At 69.3% G+C, this 22,905-nt stretch carries 18 protein-coding genes; 9 read left to right on the forward strand and 9 right to left on the reverse strand.

The window, feature by feature from the left end:
- Nucleotides 1-35: 35 nt before the first annotated feature.
- On the forward strand, nucleotides 36-422 hold the full coding sequence (locus ACZ0AE_RS13230) for a hypothetical protein (RefSeq protein ID WP_447594776.1): 387 nt from the start codon (nucleotides 36-38) through the stop codon (nucleotides 420-422).
- 557 nt (nucleotides 423-979) lie between these two features.
- Here ACZ0AE_RS13230 and htpX read toward each other — a convergent pair.
- Nucleotides 980-1,846: a protease HtpX gene (gene htpX, locus ACZ0AE_RS13235; protein ID WP_463601339.1), complete on the reverse strand. Its 867-nt coding sequence runs from the start codon at nucleotides 1,844-1,846 to the stop codon at nucleotides 980-982.
- A gap of 93 nt (nucleotides 1,847-1,939) precedes the next feature.
- Between htpX and gluQRS the strand changes: the two genes are divergently transcribed.
- From gluQRS to phaR, 3 genes are all read left to right on the forward strand, one after another.
- Nucleotides 1,940-2,824 carry a tRNA glutamyl-Q(34) synthetase GluQRS gene (gene gluQRS / locus ACZ0AE_RS13240; protein WP_463601340.1) on the forward strand — a complete coding sequence of 295 codons (885 nt, stop codon included), beginning with the start codon at nucleotides 1,940-1,942 and terminating at the stop codon, nucleotides 2,822-2,824.
- 73 nt (nucleotides 2,825-2,897) lie between these two features.
- Nucleotides 2,898-3,638: an acetoacetyl-CoA reductase gene (phbB, locus tag ACZ0AE_RS13245; protein WP_447594782.1), complete on the forward strand. Its 741-nt coding sequence runs from the start codon at nucleotides 2,898-2,900 to the stop codon at nucleotides 3,636-3,638.
- Nucleotides 3,639-4,058: 420 nt separating this feature from the next.
- On the forward strand, nucleotides 4,059-4,583 hold the full coding sequence (phaR, locus tag ACZ0AE_RS13250; protein ID WP_038691997.1) for a polyhydroxyalkanoate synthesis repressor PhaR: 525 nt from the start codon (nucleotides 4,059-4,061) through the stop codon (nucleotides 4,581-4,583).
- A gap of 76 nt (nucleotides 4,584-4,659) precedes the next feature.
- Here the strand turns inward: phaR and ACZ0AE_RS13255 are convergent, their stop codons facing one another.
- The 6 genes from ACZ0AE_RS13255 to ACZ0AE_RS13280 all read right to left on the reverse strand — a co-directional run bounded on the left by ACZ0AE_RS13255 (nucleotide 4,660) and on the right by ACZ0AE_RS13280 (nucleotide 12,462).
- Nucleotides 4,660-5,571, reverse strand: coding sequence for a TraB/GumN family protein (locus tag ACZ0AE_RS13255; protein ID WP_447596266.1), 912 nt, complete (start codon nucleotides 5,569-5,571; stop codon nucleotides 4,660-4,662).
- Between the two features lie 39 nt (nucleotides 5,572-5,610).
- Nucleotides 5,611-6,549, reverse strand: a complete 939-nt coding sequence (locus ACZ0AE_RS13260; protein WP_463601341.1) for a DUF1684 domain-containing protein — start codon at nucleotides 6,547-6,549, stop codon at nucleotides 5,611-5,613.
- Between the two features lie 11 nt (nucleotides 6,550-6,560).
- Nucleotides 6,561-8,429 carry a DNA mismatch repair endonuclease MutL gene (gene mutL / locus ACZ0AE_RS13265; protein ID WP_463601342.1) on the reverse strand — a complete coding sequence of 623 codons (1,869 nt, stop codon included), beginning with the start codon at nucleotides 8,427-8,429 and terminating at the stop codon, nucleotides 6,561-6,563.
- Between the two features lie 409 nt (nucleotides 8,430-8,838).
- Nucleotides 8,839-10,407 (reverse strand): N-acetylmuramoyl-L-alanine amidase, encoded by a 1,569-nt coding sequence (locus ACZ0AE_RS13270; protein WP_448134066.1) that lies wholly within the window; start codon nucleotides 10,405-10,407, stop codon nucleotides 8,839-8,841.
- A gap of 88 nt (nucleotides 10,408-10,495) precedes the next feature.
- On the reverse strand, nucleotides 10,496-10,978 hold the full coding sequence (gene tsaE / locus ACZ0AE_RS13275; RefSeq protein ID WP_128096676.1) for a tRNA (adenosine(37)-N6)-threonylcarbamoyltransferase complex ATPase subunit type 1 TsaE: 483 nt from the start codon (nucleotides 10,976-10,978) through the stop codon (nucleotides 10,496-10,498).
- Nucleotides 10,975-12,462, reverse strand: coding sequence for an NAD(P)H-hydrate dehydratase (locus tag ACZ0AE_RS13280; RefSeq protein ID WP_463601343.1), 1,488 nt, complete (start codon nucleotides 12,460-12,462; stop codon nucleotides 10,975-10,977). Before ACZ0AE_RS13280 ends, tsaE begins: the two co-directional genes overlap by 4 nt.
- 22 nt (nucleotides 12,463-12,484) lie before the next feature.
- Between ACZ0AE_RS13280 and queG the strand changes: the two genes are divergently transcribed.
- Together queG and xseA are read left to right on the forward strand one after the other, a co-directional pair.
- Nucleotides 12,485-13,573 (forward strand): tRNA epoxyqueuosine(34) reductase QueG, encoded by a 1,089-nt coding sequence (gene queG / locus ACZ0AE_RS13285; RefSeq protein ID WP_137189971.1) that lies wholly within the window; start codon nucleotides 12,485-12,487, stop codon nucleotides 13,571-13,573.
- Between the two features lie 45 nt (nucleotides 13,574-13,618).
- A complete protein-coding gene (xseA, locus tag ACZ0AE_RS13290) occupies nucleotides 13,619-14,947 on the forward strand; it encodes an exodeoxyribonuclease VII large subunit (protein WP_141059279.1) in 1,329 nt (442 codons plus the stop codon).
- 131 nt (nucleotides 14,948-15,078) lie between these two features.
- Here the strand turns inward: xseA and ACZ0AE_RS13295 are convergent, their stop codons facing one another.
- Entirely contained in the window at nucleotides 15,079-15,981 is a 903-nt protein-coding gene (locus tag ACZ0AE_RS13295) for a M48 family metallopeptidase (RefSeq protein ID WP_038687367.1), read from the reverse strand.
- A 103-nt stretch (nucleotides 15,982-16,084) separates the two neighbouring features.
- Nucleotides 16,085-17,956 carry a formylglycine-generating enzyme family protein gene (locus ACZ0AE_RS13300; RefSeq protein WP_448134070.1) on the reverse strand — a complete coding sequence of 624 codons (1,872 nt, stop codon included), beginning with the start codon at nucleotides 17,954-17,956 and terminating at the stop codon, nucleotides 16,085-16,087.
- A gap of 163 nt (nucleotides 17,957-18,119) precedes the next feature.
- Here ACZ0AE_RS13300 and rnd point away from each other — a divergent pair, with 163 nt between their 5' ends.
- The 3 genes from rnd to ACZ0AE_RS13315 all read left to right on the forward strand — a co-directional run bounded on the left by rnd (nucleotide 18,120) and on the right by ACZ0AE_RS13315 (nucleotide 22,889).
- Nucleotides 18,120-19,199 (forward strand): ribonuclease D, encoded by a 1,080-nt coding sequence (rnd, locus tag ACZ0AE_RS13305; protein ID WP_463601344.1) that lies wholly within the window; start codon nucleotides 18,120-18,122, stop codon nucleotides 19,197-19,199.
- A gap of 316 nt (nucleotides 19,200-19,515) precedes the next feature.
- The gene (locus ACZ0AE_RS13310) at nucleotides 19,516-20,691 is read left to right on the forward strand and encodes a serine hydrolase domain-containing protein (RefSeq protein WP_463601345.1); all 1,176 of its coding nucleotides are present in this window, start codon (nucleotides 19,516-19,518) and stop codon (nucleotides 20,689-20,691) included.
- Nucleotides 20,692-20,822: 131 nt separating this feature from the next.
- Nucleotides 20,823-22,889, forward strand: a complete 2,067-nt coding sequence (locus ACZ0AE_RS13315) for a DUF4034 domain-containing protein (protein WP_463601346.1) — start codon at nucleotides 20,823-20,825, stop codon at nucleotides 22,887-22,889.
- Nucleotides 22,890-22,905 lie beyond the last annotated feature (16 nt).

The raw sequence follows: 22,905 nt of genomic DNA on the forward strand, positions 1-22,905 counted from the left end.
TGATTGCGCCGCGGCGCACCCTTCAAGGAAGACCCATGTACAAGCGCGCGATTCTTTCCCTGGCCTTTCTGCTGGGGGGATATGACGCGACCGCGTCGGTGGTGATGGACCCGTCGTCCACGGAAGGGCCGGTGGTCCTGCCCGAGGAGGTCGCGGCGACCTGCGCCGACCTGGTCGCGAGCCTGCAGGCATCGGCCGCGCTGAGCCTGAAGAAGGCCGGCAAGGACGGCGGCGATGTCACCACGAGCCCGACCTGGGCGTACACCCCGTTCTCCCACCGCGTGCTGATGGCGTCCTGCGTGGCGTATGTCCTGACCGGCAGCACCGACGCCCCCGCCCGCCCCTTGCGCTTCATCGATGAAGACAGCGGCACGCAGGTGGCGGTGCTGGACAAGACCGGCTACCGCGACATCACCCCCTGAGCCGGCGCACCGCCGTATTTGACGTCGGCCTATGAGCCACCGTCCCGTATTATTCCGATTATTCCGACAACGGCGCCCTTGGGCGCCGCTGTTGTTTGCGGGAACCTGGCTTCTCCGATAATGCCGCCGCGAGCACAACAGCAGAGCGCCATGCGCATCGCGTCCTCGGGCTGGGCAGGACGGTGGGTCGGTGGCCACACGAAGCAAATGCCTGGAATCCCACAGCACGGCCTTGCAGCTGCTACAGGGGAAGTCCGCTTTGCGCCGCGCTGTTGCCCAGACCACCGACCCTCTGTCAGGGGCTGGCGCGGGTGGGGGTGCGGGACCCTGAGCCGCATGGATGCGGCGACGGAGCTTACATGGACGTACTTGCAGCGTGTCCCGCACCCCCACCCGCGCCAGCCAGCCCGCAGCAGACGATGCCCATGGCGCTCTTGCTGCTTCGCTCACCAGGGGCGGTCATGCCCAGCGGTTTTACGCACATAAACTGTGCCCGTCGACCCAACAAAAAACGCCCGGCCGAAGCCGGGCGTTCTGAGGTTTCAGCGCACCGCGCATCAGGCTGCGGTGCTGGCCTTCAGGGCGGCGATGCGCTCTTCCAGCGGCGGGTGGCTCATGAACAGCTTGCGGGCCGTCGAACCGGCGATGCCGAAGGCCGCGATCTGCGTCGGCAGCGTGCTCTGGCCGTGGTTGAGCTTCAGCCGCTCCAGCGCCGCGATCATCTTCTGGCGGCCTGCCAGGTGCGCACCACCGGCATCGGCGCGGAACTCGCGGTGGCGCGAGAACCACATCGAAATCATCGTCGCGAACACACCGAACACCATCTCCAGCACGAACACGATGATGTAGTACGCAAAGGCGCGACCGCCGCCTTCGCGGTTGCCCGACAGCGCGCTGTCGATGAAACCGCCCACGATGCGCGCCAGCACGATCACGAACGTATTCAACACGCCCTGCAGCAGCGCCATAGTGATCATGTCACCGTTGGCCACGTGCGCGATCTCGTGGCCCAGCACCGCCTCGGCCTCGTCCTCGCTCATGTTGTGCAACAGCCCCGTGGACACCGCCACCAGCGCCTTGTTGCGGTTGGCACCGGTTGCGAACGCGTTGATTTCCGGGCCGTCGTACACCGCCACTTCCGGCATCCCGATGCCGGCCTCGCGGGCCTGCCGCTCGACGGTGGCCAGCAGCCAGCGCTCGGTTGGATTGCGCGGCTCGGTGATCACCACCGCGCCCGTGGAACGCTTGGCCATCCACTTGGACAGCAACAGTGAAATGAAGGAACCACCGAAGCCAAAGATGGCCGCCATCACCAGCAGGCCGCTCATCTGGTTGGGGTTCACGCCCAACACCGACATCACGATGCCCGCCAGGACCAGCACGGCAAGGTTGGTCAGAAGGAAGAGAGCAATGCGACTGAACATGGGGAAATGACGCTCATGGGAGGTGGATGACTGCAAATCTGCGGGGACTTCAGGTTGAATTCAAGTCGCAAACTGACCGACGATTCATAGTTCATGCCAATGACCCCCTACCTCGGCCGCTTCGCACCCTCGCCCACCGGCCCCCTGCACCCCGGCTCGCTGCTGGCCGCACTGGGCAGCTGGCTGCTCGCCCGCCACGCCGGCGGGCAGTGGTGGGTGCGCGTGGAAGACGTCGACCCCCCGCGCACCGTACCCGGTGCCATCGACCAGCAACTGGCCTGCCTGACCGCGCTTGGCCTGGCCAGCGACGGCCCGATCGTGCGCCAGAGTCAGCGCGACGCCCTCTACCAGCGCGCCCTGGAGCGCCTGCTCGACGAAGGCACCGCGTTTGCCTGCCACTGCAGCCGCAGCGAACTGGCCGACCAGCACGGCATCCACCATCACTGCGTGGCACGCGGCCTGCGCGCGCAACCGGCCATCCGCCTGCGGGTACCGCCCGGCACCCGGATTGCCTTCCACGACGGCCTGCGCGGCCCGGTGGAACAGGACGTCCACGCCGACGTCGGCGATTTCGTGCTGCGGCGCGCCGATGGCTACTGGGCCTACCAGCTGGCCGTGGTCGTGGACGATGGGCAGCAGGGCATCACCGACGTGGTGCGCGGCGCCGACCTGCTCGACTCCACCCCGCGCCAGATCCTGCTCCAGCGCGCGCTTGGCCTGCCGACCCCGGCCTACCTGCACCTGCCCCTGCTGCTGGACGCGCACGGCCGCAAGCTGTCCAAGTCCGACGCTGCCCGCCCGCTCGACCCGGCCGAACCGCTGCCGGCCCTGCGCCAGGCCTGGGCGGCCTTGGGCCAGGACCCGGCCGTGGTGCGCGACGCTGCCGGCGTGACGCCGTTGCTGGACAACGCCCGTGCCGGCTTCGATCCGGCCCGCCTGCCCGCCCATGACATCGCCCCACCCGCCACGCCCGGCTGACGCCCCATTTGCCGCGGCGATGTTGCAGAATCCCCTTCCCCCTTGTTGGCACAGCCTTTCGGAGTAGCAGCCCATGACATCTCGCGTCGCACTGGTCACCGGCGGAACCGGCGGTATCGGTACTGCCATCTGCCAACGCCTGGCCGACCAGGGCCATCGGGTCGCCACCAACTACCGTGACCAGGCCAAAGCCCTGGCCTGGCGCGAGATGATGCTGGCGCGCGGCTGCGACGTGGCGATCTTCCCCGGCGACGTCGCCGACCCGGGCACCGCAGAGGCCATGGTCCACGCGGTGGAAGCAGCACTCGGCCCGATCGAAATCCTGGTCAACAACGCCGGCATCACCCGCGACACCACCTTCCACCGCATGCGCGCCGACCAGTGGCACGACGTCATCAACACCAACCTCAACTCGGTGTTCAACGTCACCCGCCCGGTCATCGAAGGCATGCGCCGCCGCGGCTGGGGCCGGGTGATCCAGATCAGCTCGATCAACGGCCTGAAGGGCCAGTACGGCCAGGCCAACTACGCCGCGGCCAAGGCCGGCATGCACGGCTTCACCATCTCCCTGGCCCGCGAGAACGCCGGCTTCGGCATCACCGTCAACACCATTTCCCCCGGCTACGTGGCCACCGACATGGTGATGGCCGTGCCCGACGAAGTGCGCGCCAAGATCATCGCCGACATCCCCACCGGCCGCCTCGGCAAGCCCGAGGAAATCGCCTACGCGGTCGCCTTCCTGGTGAACGAAGAAGCCTCGTGGATCACCGGGTCGAACCTGGACATCAACGGCGGCCACCACATGGGCTGGTAGAGCCGACCGTTGGTCGGCTGCACGCAATCCTGGTAGAGCCGACCGTTGGTCGGCTGCACGCAATCCTGGTAGAGCCGACCGTTGGTCGGCTGCACGCAATCCTGGTAGAGCCGACCGTTGGTCGGCTGCACGCAATCCCGGTAGAGCCGACCGTTGGTCGGCTCTACGCAATCCATCCAGAAAGGTAGGCGATCAAAGGCAGCCGACCAACGGTCGGCTCTACCGGGGATTTTCAAGAAAACGTTTGCAGGACTTTTTACGGCTGCACATATTCCCCCCTTTGCAAATGCTGCACCCCGCGCAAATCCATGCTGCGCAACATAAAACCGGTCCTGTACCCCGCCGCATGGGCCTTCCGGCGGTTGCATGTGCTGCTGCACTGCGCCATGCTGCGCGCCTACTGTGATGAGTGACCGTTTCATGGCTGCGAACCGCATTATCAAGAAATACCCGAACCGCCGGCTCTACGACACCGAGATTTCCAGTTACATCACCATCGAAGATGTGCGCCAGCTCATCCTCGACGGCGAAGATTTCGAAGTGCGCGACGCCAAGAGCGGCGACGACCTGACCCGCTCGGTGTTGCTGCAGATCATCGCCGACCAGGAACAGGACGGCGAGCCGATGCTGTCCACCCAGCTGCTCAGCCAGCTGATCCGCTTCTACGGCGACTCGCTGCAGGGCTTCATGGGCAACTACCTGGAGCGCAGCATGCAGGTCTTCCTGGACCAGCAGCAGCAGTTCCGCCAGCAGATGGGCAATCTGCTCGGCCAGACCCCGTGGGCGATGATGAACCAGCTGACCGAGCGCAACCTGGAGCTCTGGCAGGACTTCCAGCGCAACATGGGCCCTGGCTTCGGCCCGCGCCCCGGTGGCACCTCCACCGGCACCGGTACCGGCAAACCGGAAACCCCGGCCCCCGGCGCAGGCAAGACCCGCCGCTGAGGCAACGCCCGGCACGCGGCAAAGAAAAAGGCGCAGCCCCACGGCCGCGCCTTTTTCGTATCCGCCGCGTGCGCGATCAGCGCTTCGGCTTGGCGCACCCGGTGCACACGCGCTCGACCGTGAAGCCCTTGGCCTTGAGCTTGTCCACCACGCCGTCGTCGCCCAGCAGGTGCAGCGTGCCGACCACCACCAGCGTGCCGCCCTGCCCGGCCTGCAGGTACTGCTGCAGCTTGGGCACCCAGGCATCATTGCGATCGGTATTGATGCGCTTGTACAACTGCGGGTACTGACCGCGCATCTGCGCGGCCATCGAGGTCCACAGCAGCTTGTCGTCACCGCGGCGCCACGCGTCGTGCAGCTTGCGGCCTTCCGCGTCGGCCTTGTCGGCCTGGTCCAGCGCCTCGGCCACCATCTGCTGCTGCTCGGCCGCCGACATCCCCGACAGCACGCCGACCTGGGTGTCGATGTCCTCCAGCCCGGAGGTCGGCTTGCCGGCCGTCGCGGCGCGCTGCATGAAGTGCCGATCCAGGCCCAGGTTCGGGTCCAGGCCCATCTTGGTGAACTGCCCCAGCGTGATGGTCAGCCCCACGAACCACGGCTTCATGCCCTGCAGCTGCGCCAGGGGCAGATTGTTCGCGGTGGCGTAGGCCTGCAGCTTGGTCCACGTCGCCGGGTCCAGGTCACGCTTGAGCTCGGTGCCGTCGGTGCGCACCGCCGCCTGCAGCATCTTCTGGGTCAGCTGCGGCGACTGCATGTCCTGCGGCGACAGCTCGAACACCACCCGCTTGGACGCTGCGAACGCCTGGTCCACATCGGCCGCAAGCGGATAATCCTGCGCACGCAGCAGGTGGAACGAACCCAACAGATACACCCGGCTGTCGCCCGGGCCGGTCACCTTCCACAACAGCGGCACCGGGGGCGTGGCCTTGGCCGCCGGGGCGTCGCCGCGCGCCTGCACCACGCCACTGCCCAACAGCAGGCCGACCATCAACACCGGGGACAGCATTCGCGACAACATCGACATGGTTCAGGCCTCTCCTTCAGGGGCATGGTAGGCCTGCTCGCCCGCGTCAATACGCAGGTCCAGGCGGTTTTCCGGCGGCGCCAACGGGCACGTTGCAAACGGCGTGAATGCGCACGGGGGATTGTAGGCGTGGTTGAAATCCACCTGCACCTGCCCGTCCGCATCCGGTGCGGCCACGTCCAGGTAGCGCCCGGCCGGGTAGCTGCCGTGCCCGCTGGTGCGGTCGGCGAAGATCACGAACAGCTCGCGCCCGGGTTCGCCCAGCGCTTCCAGCCGCCAGGTGCGGCCGTCGCGTTCGAATTCCAGTGCGCCGGCATTGGGCATCTGCGTGGTCAGCCCGGTGATGTCCACGATGGGCAGGGTCTTGCCCGGCGCGTGCGGCACGAAGCGCGCGTTCACCCGCCACGACGGGCCGCCCGGCCAGTACTGCAGCCCGGTGAAATTGGCCCGGCTGGCCGCGTCGGCATGCTTCACCCGCAGTGCATAGCGCTCGCCGCGATGGATCAGGCTCAACTGGCCCTTGCCGTCGTCGAAGGAAATCAACGTCGGGGCGGGGTCGCGGTCACTGGCGAACCGGATGCGGCCGGTGAGTGGTTTGTCGCCCACCTGCAGGGCGGCGCCACGTTCGGGCGTGAACCATACCGTGTCGCCGTCGCGCGCCACCATGCCCAGCTTGGCCGGTCCGACCGCCAGGCGGATGCCACTGCCCGGCCCGCTGCCGATGTAATGCGCCTTGTACTCCAGCCAATGCAGGCCCACCAGGCTGGTCCAGCCGTCGGCGGCATGCAGTTCTTCATAGCGCTTCTGGCGCCACTGCTGCTGTTCGGCGGCGAACGCCGGATCCACCGCAGCGGCCACCGTGGGTGCCGCTTCTTTGTCGCCGCACGCGGCCAGCCCCACCGCCAGCATGATCGCGCCCAGCGCCCTTCCCCAAGTTCGCATGATTGTCCCCTTCAACGTCCGCGCAGGAACCAGCGGTCGATTTCCGCCAGTGAAAAACGCGCCCAGGTCGGTCGGCCGTGATTGCACTGACCCGAGCGTTCGGTGATTTCCATGTCGCGCAGCAGCGCGTTCATTTCCGGCACGGTCAGGCGCCGGTTGGCGCGCACTGCGCCGTGGCAGGCCATCGTGGACAGCAGCTCGTCGCGGGCGCTGGCGATGCGCCGGCTTTGGCCGTGCTCGCGCAGGTCGGTGAGCACGTCACGCAGCAGGCCTTCCGGTTCGGCGTTGGCCAGCAGCGCGGGAATGCTGCGCACGTGCAGCGACCCTGGACCGGAACGGGTGATCTCAAAGCCCAGCGCCACCAGCGTGTCGGCTTCGCGCTCGGCGGTGTCGGCATCACGCTCGCCCACTGCCAGGGTGATCGGCACCAGCAGTGGCTGCGCGTGCAGGCCCATGCCATCGTGCGCGGTCTTCAGCCGCTCGTAGCCGATGCGCTCGTGCGCGGCGTGCATGTCGACCACGATCAGGCCTTCGGCGTTCTCGGCCAGGATGTAGATGCCGTGCAACTGCGCCACGGCGTAGCCCAGCGGCGGCACGCCACTGTCGGCCGCGGTAGCGGGCAGCCCGTTGTAGCTGGGCATCGGCGGCAGCGCAGCGGACACGCCACCGGCAGGCGTGGCGTACAGCGCGGCGTAGGCCGACGGTGCATCGGCCACCTGCAGGCCCAGCGGTGACTGCTGCGGGCGCCACTGGCCGGCCATGCTGCCACCCCCGCCGCCAGCGCCCAGCGCGTAGCCGCCGCCGGGCGTGCCATAACCGGCCGCACTGCCCGGCGCAGTGCCGGGCAACGCGTTCGCATCGGCGGCACCTGCGGTGGCGGTCATGCCGGCGCGCGTTTCGGCCAGCGCTTCCTTCAGCGTGCGGTAGACGAAATCATGGATCAGGCGCGAATCGCGGAAGCGCACCTCGTGCTTGGCCGGGTGCACGTTGACGTCGACCCGGGTCGGGTCCAGTTCCAGGAACAGCACGTAGGCCGGCTGGCGGCCGTGGAACAGCACATCGCCATAGGCCATCTTCACTGCGTGGGCCACGCTGCGGTCACGCACCGAACGGCCATTGACGTAGAGATATTGCTGGTCGGTGCTGGCGCGCGAATAGTGCGGCTGCGCGATCCAGCCATGCAGCCGCAGACCGGCCCCGCTGTGGTCCACGCGCAGCGCCTGCGCGGCAAAATCCTCGCCCAGGGTTTCGCCCAGGCGCGTATCGGAATACAGATCGCCGGGCTTGTAGCGGCGCGAGGGCTTGCCGTTATGCGACACCCGCAGTTCCACGTCCGGGCGGGCCAGCGCCAGCGACCGCAGCCACTCTTCGATATGGCCCAGCTCGGTGCGTTCGGCGCGCAGGAACTTGCGCCGCGCCGGCACGTTGTAGAACAGCTCGCGCACTTCCACCGTGGTGCCCGGCGCGTGCGCGCGCGGGGTGACCTCGCCGAGCTTGCCGCCTTCGATCTGCAGGGCCGAACCGTGCGCATCGCCGGGACGGCGCGAGGCCAGGGTGAAGCGGCTGACCGAGGCGATCGAGGGCAGCGCTTCGCCACGGAAGCCGAGCGTGGCTACCGCTTCGAGGTCGTCCAGGCTGGCGATCTTGCTGGTGGCGTGGCGGGACACCGCCAGCGGCAGTTCCTCCGGCGCGATGCCGCCGCCATCGTCACGGATCCGGATCAGGCGGACGCCGCCTTCTTCCAGGTCGATGTCCACGCGGGTGGCACCGGCATCCAGTGCGTTTTCGACCAGTTCCTTGACCACCGACGCCGGGCGCTCCACCACCTCGCCGGCGGCGATCTGGTTGATCAGGATCTCGGGCAGTTGGCGGATGCTCATGCGTCGCTCCCGCAGAAGGGACAGGCGACGGCGGAAGCGAGGGGGAATCGGGGGCTGTACGTCATCGACAGATGATAGCGTAGGCCGCCAGCCGACCCACGGTCGGCTCTAGGAGCCGGTAGAGCCGACCGTTGGTCGGCTGCTCTGCGACGCGGCAACGCGGGCGCGGAACCGGACGCGGGCGCGCTTCGCGCGATAGCCGACCAACGGTCGGCTCTACCCGGTTCATCCGGATGGGTTACGTGTGGGACCCAGCCGACCAACGGTCGGCTCTACCCGATTCATCCGGATGGGTCACGTGTGGGGCCCAGCCGACCAACGGTCGGCTCTACGCGGTTCATCCGGATGGGTTACGTGTGGGGCCCAGCCGACCAACGGTCGGCTCTACGCAAATGATCTGCGTTGGGGATTATTTGCTGCCGCCGGCTACCGTGCTGGCGGCCTGGATCTCGGCTTCGGCGCGGGCAGCGTAGAGCGTGCCCGGCGGCGGTTGGCGGCTGAAGAAGGTGTGCACGCCGTCGAGCACCGCACCGGCGATCTGGCGCTGGTACGCCGGGTCGATCAGGCGACGCTCTTCATCGGGATTGGAGATGAAGGCGGTTTCGACCAGCATCGCCGGCATGTCCGAGGTGCGCAGCACCGCGAAGTTGGCGCGTTCGATGTTGGGCTTGTGGTTCTTGCCGATGCGCTTGAGCCCGCCCAGCACGTGGCCGGCCGCATCTTCAGACGCCTTCATGTACCCACTCTGCGCCAGGTCCAGCAGCACGTTGGCCAAGGTGCCTTCGGTCTGCTGCAGGCGCACGCCACCGACCAGATCGGCGGCGTTTTCCTTGTCGGCCAGCCAGCGCGCACGCTGCGACGAGGCGCCCTTTGTCGACAGCACGTACACCGACGAACCGGTGGCGGCACGGTTTTCAGCCGCGTCGGCGTGGATCGAAATGAAGATGTCGGCCTTCGCCGAACGTGCCTTCTGCGCGCGCATCGGCAGCGGAATGAACACGTCGGTGTCGCGGGTCAGGAAGGCTTTCAGACCGGGCGTGGCATTGACCTGGCGCGCCAGTTCCCGCGCCACTGCCAGGGTGATGTCTTTTTCCCGCTTGCCGGTGGGTCCGACCGCACCGGGATCCTGGCCACCATGGCCGGGATCGATCGCGACGACCAGCGGGCGCATGCCCGGGCGCATCTTGATCCGCGAGATTTCGCTGGGCATCACCGGGCGCGGCGGCTCGGCAGGCACCACCACCGGCGTCGGTGCGGGCACCACTGCGGCAGTGGCCTGGCCGGCCAGGATCGCCGCCGGGGTGGCCGAGTTGCTGGCGGCATTGGCGTTGCCGGCGGCCGCCACGTTCACGGCGGCAGCGGCCGGTGGCGTGGGGGTCGGCACCGGCGTGGCGGCCGTGGCGCTGGCCTGCTGGCGCACCGAGGCGGTCAGCAGTGCGGTGGCACGCGCCGCATCGCTGCGCGCCTGCGCTGCGTTGGCGGCGGTCTGAGCCGGCGGTGCGGCGCCCGCAGCCGTACCTGCCGGGGCGGGTGCGGGCGGCGCGGTTTGTGCGGGTGCGGGTGCAGGCGTGCTGGCAACGCTGGTCGGCGCATCGCCCGGCCATTCGATGACCAGCCGCGATTCGTCGCCCTGCTTGACCATCTGCGGCCGGAACGGCGCGACCGATTCGGCCAGGTCGAACACCACCCGGAACGTGCCGGGCACCGGCTGACCGGTGCGCACGGCCGTGACCACGCCCTTGGGCGCAGGCAGCTTGAGGTTGCGTACCGCGCTGGAGTCCGGGAAATCCACCACCAGACGGTTCGGGCCGGCCAGGCTCAGGGTCTTGTAGCCACCACTGCCGGACAGCGCGATCTCCGCGCGGGTGCCGGTGGCACCGGTCTCCAGGCCCACCTGGCGCACTTCACCGGCCCACGCCAAGGCGCTCGCCAGACAGAGTCCGACGGCGGCACAGATGGCGGTGAGTGGTTTCCCCATTGGCATGGGTCAAGATTCAATCACCGCCCTGAATGAAATGCAACTCCTTTTCCCTTAATAATCCGTAACCTGCCGGTGTTTCCTAGTGTCAGCCGACAGAAAGGGCCTGCAAGTCGCCCCCTTGTGGCAACCGGGCAAGCCATTCACGACCCGCGTCGCTCGTCGCATTGAGACGCACGCGGCGTCCCTGCCCCTCGATTTCCAGCGCCACGATCAGGTCGGTGGGCGGCAGCGCGCCCGCGCCGCGCTCGGGCCATTCGATCAGCCACAGCGAGGCACTGCCCTCGTCCAGCCCCAGGAAATCCAGCTCATCGGCCTGGCCGATGCGATACAGGTCCAGGTGCCAGGCTTCGTGCCCGTCGGCCAGCGGATACCGCTCCACCAGTGTGTAGGTGGGGCTGCGGATGGCGCCCTGCACGCCCAGCGCGCGCAGCAGCGCACGCGCCAGCGTCGACTTGCCCGCGCCGAGGTCGCCCTGCAGCTGCATCACCGCCTGCGGCGGACGGGTCGCGGCCAGCCACTGCCCAAGCAGGTCGGTGTCGTCGGTCTGGGCCAGGAAAAACGTGATCATGCGGGTCGAGGTTCCGGATTCACCAGCCGGCGCAGCGGCACCAGCAGGTCGGTGGGGAGCAGGCCACGCTGGCCGTCGCTGGCGGCGGCATCGCCGGCCAGCCCATGCAGCAGTGCACCACTGCTGGCCGCATCGAAGGCATCCAGCCCCTGTGCGCGCAATGCAGCGATGATGCCGGTCAACAGGTCGCCCATGCCGCCCACGGCCATGCCCGGGTTGCCCGCCGCGATCACCCGCGGCAGCTCACCGGGGGCGGCGATGATGCTGCCGGCGCCCTTGAGCACCACCACCGCGCCGAAGCGCTCGGCCAGGGCCTTTGCGGCGGCGAAACGGTCGGCCTGGATCGTGGCCGTGTCCACCCCGAGCAGGCGCGCCGCCTCGCCCGGATGCGGGGTCAGGATGGCGTCGTGCAGCGGCTGCGGCGCGGCGGCCAGCAGGTTCAGCGCGTCGGCATCGACCACCAGCGGCGTGCCGCTGCCCAGCACCTGCCGCCACAGCTCGCGCGCCCAGTCGTCCTGGCCCAGACCCGGCCCGATCGCGATCACGCCGGCCCGCGCCAGCGGGGCCTGCAGGTCCTGCGCGTCTTCCACCGCGTGCGCCATGGCCTCGGGCAGTCGCGCCAGCAGCGGGGCCACGTGCAGCGCCTGGGTGGCCACGCTGACCAGCCCGGCGCCGGCACGCAACGCGGCCTCGCTGGTCAGCATCACCGCGCCCCCGCTGCCGCGGTTGCCGCCCACGCACAGCACGTGGCCGGATTCGCCCTTGTGGGTATTGGCGCGCCGCGCCGGCAGCAGCCCGGCCAGCCGGGGCGCCTGCCATGGCACCGCACTGGGCGACACCTGCGCGTCCGCGCCGTCCGGCAGCTGCAGCGGTGCCAACCGCCGCGCCCCCACGTGTTCCAACGCGGCGCCGGTATACAGGCCCTGGTGGCAGACAATGAACTGCAGGGTCACGCTGGCGCGGACCGCGCTGCCCGGCACGGCGCCGGTGTTGGCGTCCACGCCGCTGGGCACGTCCAACGCCAGGACCGGCACGCCCGCCTGGTTGATGGCTTCGATCAGCGCCGCCGCCTCGCCGGTGGGCGCGCGGTTCAGGCCCAGCCCGTACAGCGCATCCACCACCACATCGGCCGGGGGCAGTGCACCGGCAAACACGACCACCTCCCCGCCCTCGTCCTGCCAGGCCTGCAGGGCCGCCCGGGCCAGCGCGGTGGCTGCAGCATCGGTGGCCAGGCGCAGCACGTGCACCGCGCGCCCGGCCTGCCGGGCCAACCGGGCCAGCACATAGCCGTCGCCGCCGTTGTTGCCGGGCCCCACCACCACGCACAGGCGCTGCGCCTGCGGCCATTGCTCCAGCAGGCACTGCCAGGCGGCCTGCCCGGCCTGGTCCATCAGCGCGGCACCGCCATCGCCGAGCAGGGCGCTGGCACGCGCATCGATCTGGCGCGCAGCAGGTATATCGAACAGTTCAGCAAGCTTGGGCATGCCGGGATTCTATACTTCCCCCATGTCTGCTGTGCCCCTCCCCGCCCCCGTCAACCTGGCCCGCGCCACCGAGCGCGTGCGCGAGATCGCGCGCGCGCATGGCTTCCAGCGCTGCGGCGTGTCCGGCATCGAGCTGGGCGAGGACGAAGCGCACCTGGCCGACTGGCTGGGCAAGGGCCTGTACGGCACCATGGACTGGATGGCCCGGCACGGCACGATGCGCGCGCGCCCGGCCGAGCTGCTGCCCGGCACCGTGCGGGTGATCTCGGTGGGCATGGACTACGGCCACAAGGACGACGCGCAGGCGTGGGACACCCTGCACGACGGCGACCGCGCCTACGTGGCCCGGTACGCGCTGGGCCGCGATTACCACAAGCTCATGCGCAACCGCCTGCAGAAGTTCGCCGATGCGATCGCCGCCGAGATCGGCGCGTTCGGCTACCGGGTGTTCGTCGATTCGGCGCCGGTGCTGGAGCGCGCCCTGGCGCGCAATGCCGGGCTGGGCTGGATCGGCAAGCACACCTGCCTGATCGACAAGCAAGGCGGCTCCTGGTTCTTCCTGGGCGAGATCTACATCGACCTGCCCCTGCCGGTGGACACGCCGGCCACCGCGCACTGCGGCACCTGCACGCGCTGCATCGATGTGTGCCCCACCCAGGCCATCATCGGCCCGCAGCGGCTGGATGCGCGGCGGTGCATTTCCTACCTGACCATCGAACACGACGGCGCCATTCCCGAAGACATGCGGCCATTGATGGGCAACCGCATCTACGGCTGTGACGACTGCCAGCTGGTGTGCCCCTGGAACAAATTCGCGCGGCGCACCGACGAGCCGGACTTCCGCGCCCGCAACGACCTGGATACCGCCTCGCTGGCGCAGCTGTTCGCCTGGGAGGAAGACGAATTCCTGCGCCGCACCGAAGGCAGCCCGATCCGGCGCAGCGGCCACGAGCGCTGGTTGCGCAACATCGCCGTGGCGCTGGGCAATGCGCCCACCAGTGCGCAGACGCTGGCGGCGCTGGACGCGCGCCGTGCACATGCCTCGCCGATCGTGCGCGAACACGTGGCTTGGGCCCTGCAGCAGCACGCTGCGCGGAACCCCGGCGCATGACGCTTGTGCGACCATGGGCGCCCGTTCGTACCGTTTGACCTGTCCATGGACCGCAGCGCGCAGATCCTCACGCCCAGCCAGCTCAACATCCTGGCCCGCGACCTGCTGGAAGGCGCCTTCCCGCTGATATGGGTGGAAGCCGAGCTGGGCAGCGTGACCCGCCCGGCATCGGGGCACATGTACTTCACCCTGAAGGACGCACGTGCGCAGATCCGCGCGGCGTTGTTCAAGCCCAAGAGCCAGTGGCTGAAGTTCGTCCCGCGCGATGGCATGCGCGTGCTCGCCCGTGGTCGGTTGACGCTGTACGAAGCGCGTGGCGAGTACCAGCTGGTGCTGGACCACATGGAAGAAGCCGGCGAAGGCGCGCTGCGCCGCGCCTATGAGCAGCTCAAGGCACGGCTGGAGGCCGAGGGCCTGTTCGCCGCCGAGCGCAAGCGGCCGATGCCGGCGCATGTCCGCCGGCTGGCGGTGATCACCTCGCCCACCGGCGCGGCGGTACGCGACGTGCTCAGCGTGCTTGAACGCCGCTACCCGCTGCTGGAAGTGGACCTGCTGCCCAGCCTGGTGCAGGGCGACAGTGCCGCCGCGCAGATCACCGCGCTGCTGCGCGCGGCCGATGCCAGCGGCCGCTACGACGTGATCCTGCTGACCCGCGGCGGTGGCTCGCTGGAAGACCTGTGGGCCTTCAACGATGAGCACCTGGCCCGCGCGATTGCGGCCAGCAGCACCCCGGTGGTGTCTGCGGTGGGCCACGAAACCGACTTCAGCCTGGCCGACTTCGCCGCCGACCTGCGCGCGCCCACGCCATCGGTGGCCGCCGAACTGCTGGTGCCCGACCAGCGCGACCTGCAGTTGCAGGTGCGCCGGCTGGCCGCGCGCATGGTGCAGCTGCAGCGCCACGGCCTGGGCCAGGCCATGCAGCGCGCCGACCGCGCCCTGCTGCGCTTGAATGCCCAAGGTCCGCAGGCTCGCCTGCAATTGCTTCAGCGGCGCCAGCAGGATCTGGGCCGGCGCCTGGACGCGGTATGGCGGCAGCAGCAGGAACGCCGGCAGGCGCAGCTGCGTCACGCCGCCGTGGTGCTGCGCAACGGCCACCCGCAGCGCCGCCTGGATGCGCTGCGCGAGCGGCTGCACCGGTTGATGCCGCGCGCCGACGCGGCCATCGGGCGCCAGCTGCAACGCGACCAGCTGCACCTGCGCGGCCTGGCACGTTCGATGGAAGCAGTGAGCCCGCTGGCCACGGTGGCACGCGGCTACAGCATCCTCACCCGCGACGAAGACGGCAGCCTGGTGCGTTCACCGCTGCAGGTACGCCCTGGCGACACCCTCACGGCACGCGTGCAGGATGGCGCAATCGCAGTCGTAGTGAAATAACCCGCGCCCGTAGAGCCGGGCTCTGCCCGGCTGCACCACAACAACGATCACGACCATCGGACAGATGCCGGGCAGAGCCCGGCGCTACGTTACCGGTCGCGTGATCATCCGGTCCGCCGGTTACCGCGCCCTCACCCGCCCGCGCTTTCGCAGAACTTCTGCCGGTATTCCATCGCCTTGGGCATCAACGCCTGCAGGTTCTGGATGCGGGTGCCCGGGTTGGGGTGCGTCGAGGAAAACTCCGGCGGCGCCTGGCCGCCACTGGCCTGGCCCATGCGTTCCCACAGCGGCACCGCCTCGCGCGGATCAAAGCACGCCGCGGCGGCGAGCATCAGGCCCACTTCATCGGCCTGGGTTTCGTGGCTGCGCGCATACGGCAGCAGGTAGCCGTAGCCCATCGCCGACATCATCATCTGTTGCTGCTGCGGGTCCATGCCGCTGGCGGCGCCGGCCATCTGCCCGATCTGGGTCAGCTTCTGCTGGGCCATGCGCTGGGCACCATGGCGCAGCAGGGCGTGGGCGATCTCGTGGCCCATCACCACGGCCATCGCATCCACCGTGCGTGCCACCGGAATCAGCCCGGTGTACACGGCCATCTTGCCGCCGGGCAGGCAGAACGCATTGGCCTGCTCGGACTGGATCACGTTGACTTCCCACTCGAAGTCGCGCGAGAAATGCGCCGGCTTCAGCCCGTGCTCTTCAGCCAACGCGGTTTCCACCACGTCCACCTTGGCAATCAGGCGCTGGGCGATGGCGCGCACGTCGCGCGATACCTGCGCATTGGGATCCACCGGCCGTTCCTGCGCCAGGATCTCCTGGTAGGCCTGCAGCCCGAGGGCCTTCTCCTGGTTGGCGTCCAGCGCACTGTCGATGAGCACGCTTTCACCGGTGTAAGGGTCCACCGCACGGTTGGAAAACCAGTAGAAAGCGGCATAACCGGCGAAGGCCAGCAGCACCCACCAGCGGATATTGCCGAACAGGCCGGGACGCCGGGCGCGGCCCTGTTGCTGGCCGCCGAATGGATCGTTGCGCATGGTGCAGGTTCCTCGCTGGACCGACGCCACCCTGGCCGGCACGGCGACATCTTAGTGGCTGCGGCGGGATTTGACGTGAGTGCCGGGTCGATGCCGTCGCCGGTCAGATACCGCGCACCAGGCGGAACCCGATCCGGGCGCTGGTGGTGTCCGAGTCCTGCGACTGCCGCCAGGCCGCGCGGGTCTGTTCGGGGGCGTTGGCCCAGTTGCCGCCGCGGATCACCCGCTGCCGGCACCCCGGGTTGAACCACGCCGCGCCATCGGCTGGTGCGCGCCGGTAGCTGGCATGCCAGCAATCGGCCACCCACTCGCTGAGGTTGCCGGCCACATCGTGCACGCCCCAGGCATTGGGTTCGAAGCTGGCCACCGGCGCCGGGCCCCACCAGCCGTCGCCATAGCCGACGAACGCGTTGTACCAGCGCCGACCCGACGGCGAGACGTCCTCGGCACCGGTGAAGTTGCCCGAGCGCGCGGGCGGCGTGCCCGCATCGCCCCACGGGTAGCGGCCACTGCTGCCGGCGCGCAGCACGTATTCGAACTCGGCCTCGCTGGGCAGCCGGTACGAGCGCCCGGTCTGTTCGGACAACCAGATCGCGTAGTGCTCGGCGTCGCGCACGCTGACGTGCATCACCGGCGAATTGGCCAGCGCCGGGGCGCCGTTGTAATCCGATTGCCAGTCCACGCCACTGTGCCGCACGAAGTTGCCGCTGCGTTCGTCGTACACGATCGAGTGGCCACGCCGCGTCGCGCGCGGACGGGCGTTGCTGGCCTGCACGTAGCGGCGGAAATCGGCGACGGTGACCTCGGTGATCGACAGCGCGAACCCGCGCTCGAAACGCACGTAATGCGAGGGTTTCTCCGCGTCGCTGGCCCCCAGCTCGGTGTCCCCGGCGCCCATCTGGAAGCCGCCATGCGGCACCACGATCATCTGCGGGCCACGGCCTCCATCGCGCAATGCGTCGCTGAACACCTGGCGCGGCCGGAAACTACCGTAGTGGGTGACCAGCTCGATGCGTTCACGCAGCTGCCCCACCACGGGGTCGCCGGGCAAGGCCATGCGCAGCGCGTCTTCAAGCTTCTCGCGCGCCGCCTTCAGCCCCTGTGGCGTAGCCAGGTCGCGCAGGCCTTCGTCACGCAGGCGGGTCAGGGTATCGGCACGGATGCGCTCGATGCGCTCGAACGCATCGGCGATGGTGATCGACGAATCGCGCACCTTGGCCGCCTCGGCCAGCCAGGTTCCCGCCGTGGCGAAATCGCTGGCGCGCGCGGCGGTTTCCGCACGGCCGATCAAACCGCTCTCGGCGGCGGCCAGCCCTTGGCGGGCGCGGGCGTCGTCGGGATTGAGCGCCAGCGCCTCACGGAAGTTGGGGATGGCGCCGTCGCCGTCTTCCCCGATCCGGCCGGCACGCAGGTCCTCTTCGCCGGCACGGTTGTAGGCGATCACCCGCTGCGCCATTTCCACCCGCGACTGCAGTTGGCGAACGCGCGGGTCGTCGGGGGCGATGGTCAGCAGCACCAGGGCCATGTCGCTGGCCTGCGCCACGGCCTCGCGCTGTTTCAACGGCCGGACCAGCAACGCGTCGGCATCCTCCAGCAGCTGCTGGCGTGCGCGTTTCAGCCCGGCCACGGCCTGGCGGTCCTTGGGATCGCGCTGCAGCAGCGCCAGCCAGAGCGGAACCGCCGCCTGCGCATCCTCGTACAGCCGGCCCTGCTCGAAGGCCTGCGCGGCCTGGCGCCGCGCCGCCGCAACGCCGTCGTCGGCAATCTCCACCACGGGCGGCTGCCAGCGCTGCACGGTCTCGGCCGCGTCCTCGCCCCCGATCGTCACCCGCGCAGCCGGCACCGCAGCGGCCGGCTGGGCACGCGCAGCCGGCTTGGCCACCGCCGCGGGCGGCGACGGTGCATCGGCCGAGCATGCGGCCAGGGCGACCAGCACACCGGCCAACAGCGACGCGGGAAGGACAGAAGTGCGCACAATCAGGTTCCTTGCAGCCAGGCACGAGCATTGCTGAATCCGACCGGGTGAGGCAAGCCACGCCTGCCGCCACGCGGTGACAGGTTCATGATACCGGCGCGCAGGCCGACCACGGCGCGTTATCCTGCTCCCCCTGTGCACCCCTGCAGTAGACGGAACCCACGTGGCTTATTGGATCAAAACCCCGGCGGAACTGGACGAGCGCTACCGCCAGCGCCCCACCCGCATCGGGCTGGACACCGAATTCATCCGCGAACGCACCTACTGGCCGCAGCTGGCCCTGGTGCAGATGGCCGTTGGCGAGGAGATCCTGCTGATCGACCCGCTGATTCCCGGCATGAACGAGGCCCTGGCCACGTGGCTGGCCGACACCAGCATCCTGAAGATCATGCACAGCGCCAGCGAAGACCTGGTGACCTTCAAGGTTGCCTGCGGTGTGCTGCCGCGACCGTTGTTCGATACCCAGATCGGCGCGGCGCTGGCCGGGATCGGCGGCGGCATGGGCTACCAGAAGCTGGTCAATGCGATCACCGGGGTGACCCTGGCCAAGGGCGAGACGCGCTCGGACTGGATGCGCCGACCGCTGTCGGAGGCGCAGCTGGAGTACGCCGCCGATGACGTGGAGTACCTGTTCGCGATCCACGATGCGATCGACGCCAAACTCGGCGAGCTGGACCGCCGACAGTGGCTGCAGGACGACGCCGAACGCCTGCTGGCCAGCGTCGAGCACGACGAAGAACGCTGGCCGCACGTGGCGATGCGCTCGGCGCAGTTCATGGACGCCGCGGCACAGATGCGCCTGCTGCGCCTGCTGCGCTGGCGCGATGTGCAGGCGCGCATCAGCGACAAGCCGCGCAGCTGGATCCTGGACAACGAACTGGCCGCCCTGCTCGCGCGCACCCCGCCGGCCGACGTCGCCGCGCTGGACAAGCTGATGGAAGGCTTCCCGAAAGCCCCGCGCAAGCTGCTCACCCCGGTCTGGGAGGCGTTGACCACCCCGCTCGACGACGAAGCCGACGCACCGCTCGCCTTGCCCGGCACCGACAGCAACAAGCAGGCCCTGAAGCGGCTGCAGGATGCGGTCAGCGCACGCACCGCCGAACTGGGCTTGCCCGACGGCGTGCTGGCCTCGCGCAAGCATCTGGAAAGCTACCTGGAAAGCCGGCAGTGGCCGAACGCACTGGCCGGCTGGCGGCGCCAGCAGCTGGAGCCGGTGCTGGCACCGCTGTTGCCGACGGTCTGAACCCGCACGCCGCGCGCAATGCGCGGCGATGGAAGACGCGATGCAGCAGGCTGCATCGCGTGGCACCTCGCGCCAAGGCTGCGCAACGCGCTGCACGCCCCCCGCGATAGACCTGTCGCGATCCTGTACGTACGCCAACACGATCGCGAAGCGGTGCCTGCCGCCATGACCGCAGGCACATACAGCGGCCTGAACAGCATGCAAGAGTGAATTGCACGCCGCCTGCCACGCCTGTGCAGGGTGCCGGTGGACGTCGCATCCCGCGGACCGCGCCAGTGGCGCAGGTTCTGCCCACGCTGCTGCGTAAAGGACTTCCATGCATACAATCACCGCCCGACGGACCGCAGCTTCCTCCCACCGCACCGTGCGCGGCCTGCGCCGGTGGCTGGGCCTGTCATTGCTGTGCGTTGCCGCCAGCGCCAGCGCCGCCGACGACCTGCAGACACGCATCGCGCAGGCGATGCAGGGCACCGCTACCCCGGCCATGGGCGTGCTGGTAATCCGCGACGGCAAGGTCGCCGAACAGGCGGTCAGCGGCGTGCGTCGCAACGACGCCAAGACCGCCGCAACCAACAACGATGCCTGGATGATCGGCTCCACCGGCAAGCCGATCACCGTGGCGATGATCGCGCGGCTGGTCGAACAGGGCGTGCTGAAGTGGGATGCACCGTTGGCGGCGATGCTGCCCGACCTGGCCGCGCAGATGCAGCCGGCCTACCGCGATGTCACGCTGGTGCAACTGCTATCGCACCGCGCCGGCCTGCCGGAGAACCTCACCGACGGCGCCGCGCTGGATGCGTTCTTCACCGACACCCGCGCCCTGCCGGTGCAACGCGAGGCCTACATCAAGGCCGCCCTGTCCGAAGCACCGGTGCATCCGCCGGGCACCGAATTCGCCTACAGCAACAGCGGCTTCCTGGTCGCGGCGGTGATCGCCGAACGGGCGGCCGGCGCGCCGGTGGAAACGCTGATCCAGCGCGAAGTGTTCCAACCCCTGGGCATGACCGGGGCCGGCTTCGGCACACCGCCGGCCGGGCAGCTGCTGGGCCACCGCGCCGGCGCGCCGGTGATCCGCGCACCGACCAAGGCCGACGATGGCGTACCGCCGATCTACACCGCGGCAGGCAACCTGCACATGCGCCTGCAGGACCTGGCGCTGTTTGCCATCGACCAGCTGGCCGGTAGCCGCGGCCAGGGCAAGCTGCTGACCCCGGCGTCGTATGCGCTGATGCAGACTGCGCAGCCGGGCAGTCCGTCCGGACTGGATTGGGGCGTACAGCCGTCCATCGCCGGCCGCCAGGGCCCGGTGCTGGTGCACGGCGGTTCGGATGGCAACTGGCTGGCCTGGGTGGTGCTGTTCCCCGGGCAGAACAACGGCGTGATCGCCATTGCCAACGCCGCCGAGGACATGGGCGCCGACAAGGCCAGCATGGGCCTGCTTGGCGGCCTGTTCGCCGAACTGGCGCCTGCCGCCACCCCGGCCGCGAAGTAGTCCACGCACGACGCCCTGTACGCGCAGGGCGTCGTTGCCCGTATCACGGAAGGCAGTCACTGCAGACAGTCACGGCAGGCAGAAGATTGCCTAGAATGCGCGTCCGATTCTCTGCAAGGACGCTGTTCCCCATGGCGCATTCCCCCCACCACGCGCTGGCCCTTCGCCGCAACGCGCGCGATGCCCTGCACCAGCACCGCTTCGATGACGTCGACCGGCTGCTGGGGGAGATGGAACAGCAGTGGCTCGACGGCAGCACCTCGCGCTTCGGATACGGTTGGCTGCTGGCCACCCTGCTTGATCCTGCGCAGGACCTGCCCACGCGGCTTGAGCAGGCGCGGCAGTGGTGTGCGCAACAGCCGCACAGCCCGCATCCCTGGGCCGTGCTGGGTGCACTGTGGGATCGCGTCTGCGGGCGCATCCGTTCCAGCGAAACCATCGAAACCATCCGCCAGGTGCAATGGGATGCGGCGGGCCTGGCCCGCGACCACGCACTGGCTGCGTGGCTGCACACCATTGCACGGCACCCGCGCCCGGCCTTCGTGCTGGGCCGGATGCTGCGCATGTCGTGCTACCTGGGCGAACCGCGCTGGCTGCAGCAGCTGCAGCGCGGTGGCCGTGCCGATCTGTACAACGCGCAGCAGCACCAGGATCCGGATGGATTTGCGGCCGCCGTGGCGTTGTTGGCGCCGTATGGCCGCCCGCTGGAGGCCCTGCCCGCCCTGCCGCCGCGGCTGGCCGGGCGCAGCGAAGAAGCGTTCGAGTACGCCGCCGATTACTGGCTGCAACAGGCACTGGCGATCCGTGCCAACGACACCGACGCGCTGGAAACCTACCTGTACTACCTGTACCCGCGCTGGGGCGGCAGTCATGCGCTGATGCAGCACTTCATCGACGGCGCCGACGCCTCGCGGTTGATGCTGCCGCAGCGCAACCGCCTGCGCGTGTTGAAGGAACGCGACTGGCTCGGGTTCCAGCCGGACGCCGACAATGCAGACGACGTGGCCCAGTACGACCAGGCCTACGCCGCGCTGCTCGACCTGCACCTGGATGCATCGACGCGGGCCCTGGTGCTGTGCTGGTGGGCGATGCTGGACTACCACCTGGGCCGCGACGAACCGCAGGAAAATGACGTGCACTGGGACCCGGTGCGGATGGCGCATGCGCATGACTGCCTGACCGAAGCCTTCGCGCTGGACCCGGCCTGCGTGATCGAAGAAGGCTTGACCGTGCTGGAAGCCTGCGCGCTGTTTGCGCACGTCGATGGCGCCGACACGCTGTTCGCACAGGTGCTGGCCAGCGTCGAAGACTGGACCGACAGCGCGCATGCGCTGGCGTGGCTCGCCGCGGGCCGCCAATCCGGCCTGTTCGGCTTCAGTGTCGACGCCGCGCTGGCCACCCGGCATCTGCGCGGGGCGCTGGCGATGGCCCGCGAAGAAGACGTCGACCTGTCCACGGTAGCGGCCAACCTGTTCTGCGCGGTGTCCGCCCCGGCGGGCCTGCAGATGCTGCTGGACCTGGGCGCGGCCGGGGATCCCCGGTCGATGGCGACGCTGGTGGACCTGTACCGGGGGCGTGTGGGCGGCCAGGACTTCCCCGCCTTCATCGATACGGCGCAGGAAAGTGCGTGGACCGAGCGTGCGATCGCCGCCGGCGACCTGGTGGTGATCTACAACCGCGCGTGGCAGTTGGGCCAGGCCTTCGAGCAGAATCCCGAGCTGGCCCTCCAGCAGCAGTCGCGCGCGCTCTACCGCCGCTGCGTGGATGAAGCCGCGCCCCACGACCGGGTATGGCGGCCGGCGCACAAGAATCTGGCGGTGCTGCTGTACCAGGGCGAGGATGACGCCGACAAGCAGGAAGCGGTGTTCGATCTGCTCGGGCCGCTGTGGTGGCGCGGCGACAGCGCGACCCAGGCGTGGGCGGCCGGCTTCCTGGCCGATGTCTTCCACTTCGGCAACGGCGTGGCTGCCAACGCCTTCCTGGCCAAGGTATGGCTTGAGCGCGCCGCGGAAGCCGAGCCGGACAACGCCGAGGTGCTGCGCATGCGCCCGTTGATCGACGGCCAGGGCAAGCTGTTTGGCGCCAGCCGGGCCACGCGCCAACAGGCCCGCGACCGCGAGAAGGTGGACCTGCGCAGCTGGCAGCTCACCTTCGGCCAGCATGCCGTTCCGGACCGGCACGACATCCAGCCGGTCTGAAACGGGGAAGCCGACC

The organism is Stenotrophomonas sp. AC248 (assembly GCF_979258185.1).

Bases quoted from the DNA above. Each gene is read 5' to 3' on its own strand.
- ACZ0AE_RS13280 (WP_463601343.1), bottom strand. From the start codon at position 12,462: ATGCCCAAGCTTGCTGAACTGTTCGATATACCTGCTGCGCGCCAGATC.
- ACZ0AE_RS13310 (WP_463601345.1), top strand. From the start codon at position 19,516: ATGCATACAATCACCGCCCGACGGACCGCAGCTTCCTCCCACCGCACC.
- ACZ0AE_RS13230 (WP_447594776.1), top strand. From the start codon at position 36: ATGTACAAGCGCGCGATTCTTTCCCTGGCCTTTCTGCTGGGGGGATAT.
- ACZ0AE_RS13255 (WP_447596266.1), bottom strand. From the start codon at position 5,571: ATGGTCGGCCTGCTGTTGGGCAGTGGCGTGGTGCAGGCGCGCGGCGAC.
- tsaE (WP_128096676.1), bottom strand. From the start codon at position 10,978: ATGATCACGTTTTTCCTGGCCCAGACCGACGACACCGACCTGCTTGGG.
- mutL (WP_463601342.1), bottom strand. From the start codon at position 8,429: ATGAGCATCCGCCAACTGCCCGAGATCCTGATCAACCAGATCGCCGCC.
- ACZ0AE_RS13270 (WP_448134066.1), bottom strand. From the start codon at position 10,407: ATGGGGAAACCACTCACCGCCATCTGTGCCGCCGTCGGACTCTGTCTG.
- ACZ0AE_RS13315 (WP_463601346.1), top strand. From the start codon at position 20,823: ATGGCGCATTCCCCCCACCACGCGCTGGCCCTTCGCCGCAACGCGCGC.
- queG (WP_137189971.1), top strand. From the start codon at position 12,485: ATGTCTGCTGTGCCCCTCCCCGCCCCCGTCAACCTGGCCCGCGCCACC.
- ACZ0AE_RS13260 (WP_463601341.1), bottom strand. From the start codon at position 6,549: ATGCGAACTTGGGGAAGGGCGCTGGGCGCGATCATGCTGGCGGTGGGG.
- htpX (WP_463601339.1), bottom strand. From the start codon at position 1,846: ATGTTCAGTCGCATTGCTCTCTTCCTTCTGACCAACCTTGCCGTGCTG.
- phbB (WP_447594782.1), top strand. From the start codon at position 2,898: ATGACATCTCGCGTCGCACTGGTCACCGGCGGAACCGGCGGTATCGGT.
- gluQRS (WP_463601340.1), top strand. From the start codon at position 1,940: ATGCCAATGACCCCCTACCTCGGCCGCTTCGCACCCTCGCCCACCGGC.
- ACZ0AE_RS13295 (WP_038687367.1), bottom strand. From the start codon at position 15,981: ATGCGCAACGATCCATTCGGCGGCCAGCAACAGGGCCGCGCCCGGCGT.
- xseA (WP_141059279.1), top strand. From the start codon at position 13,619: ATGGACCGCAGCGCGCAGATCCTCACGCCCAGCCAGCTCAACATCCTG.
- phaR (WP_038691997.1), top strand. From the start codon at position 4,059: ATGGCTGCGAACCGCATTATCAAGAAATACCCGAACCGCCGGCTCTAC.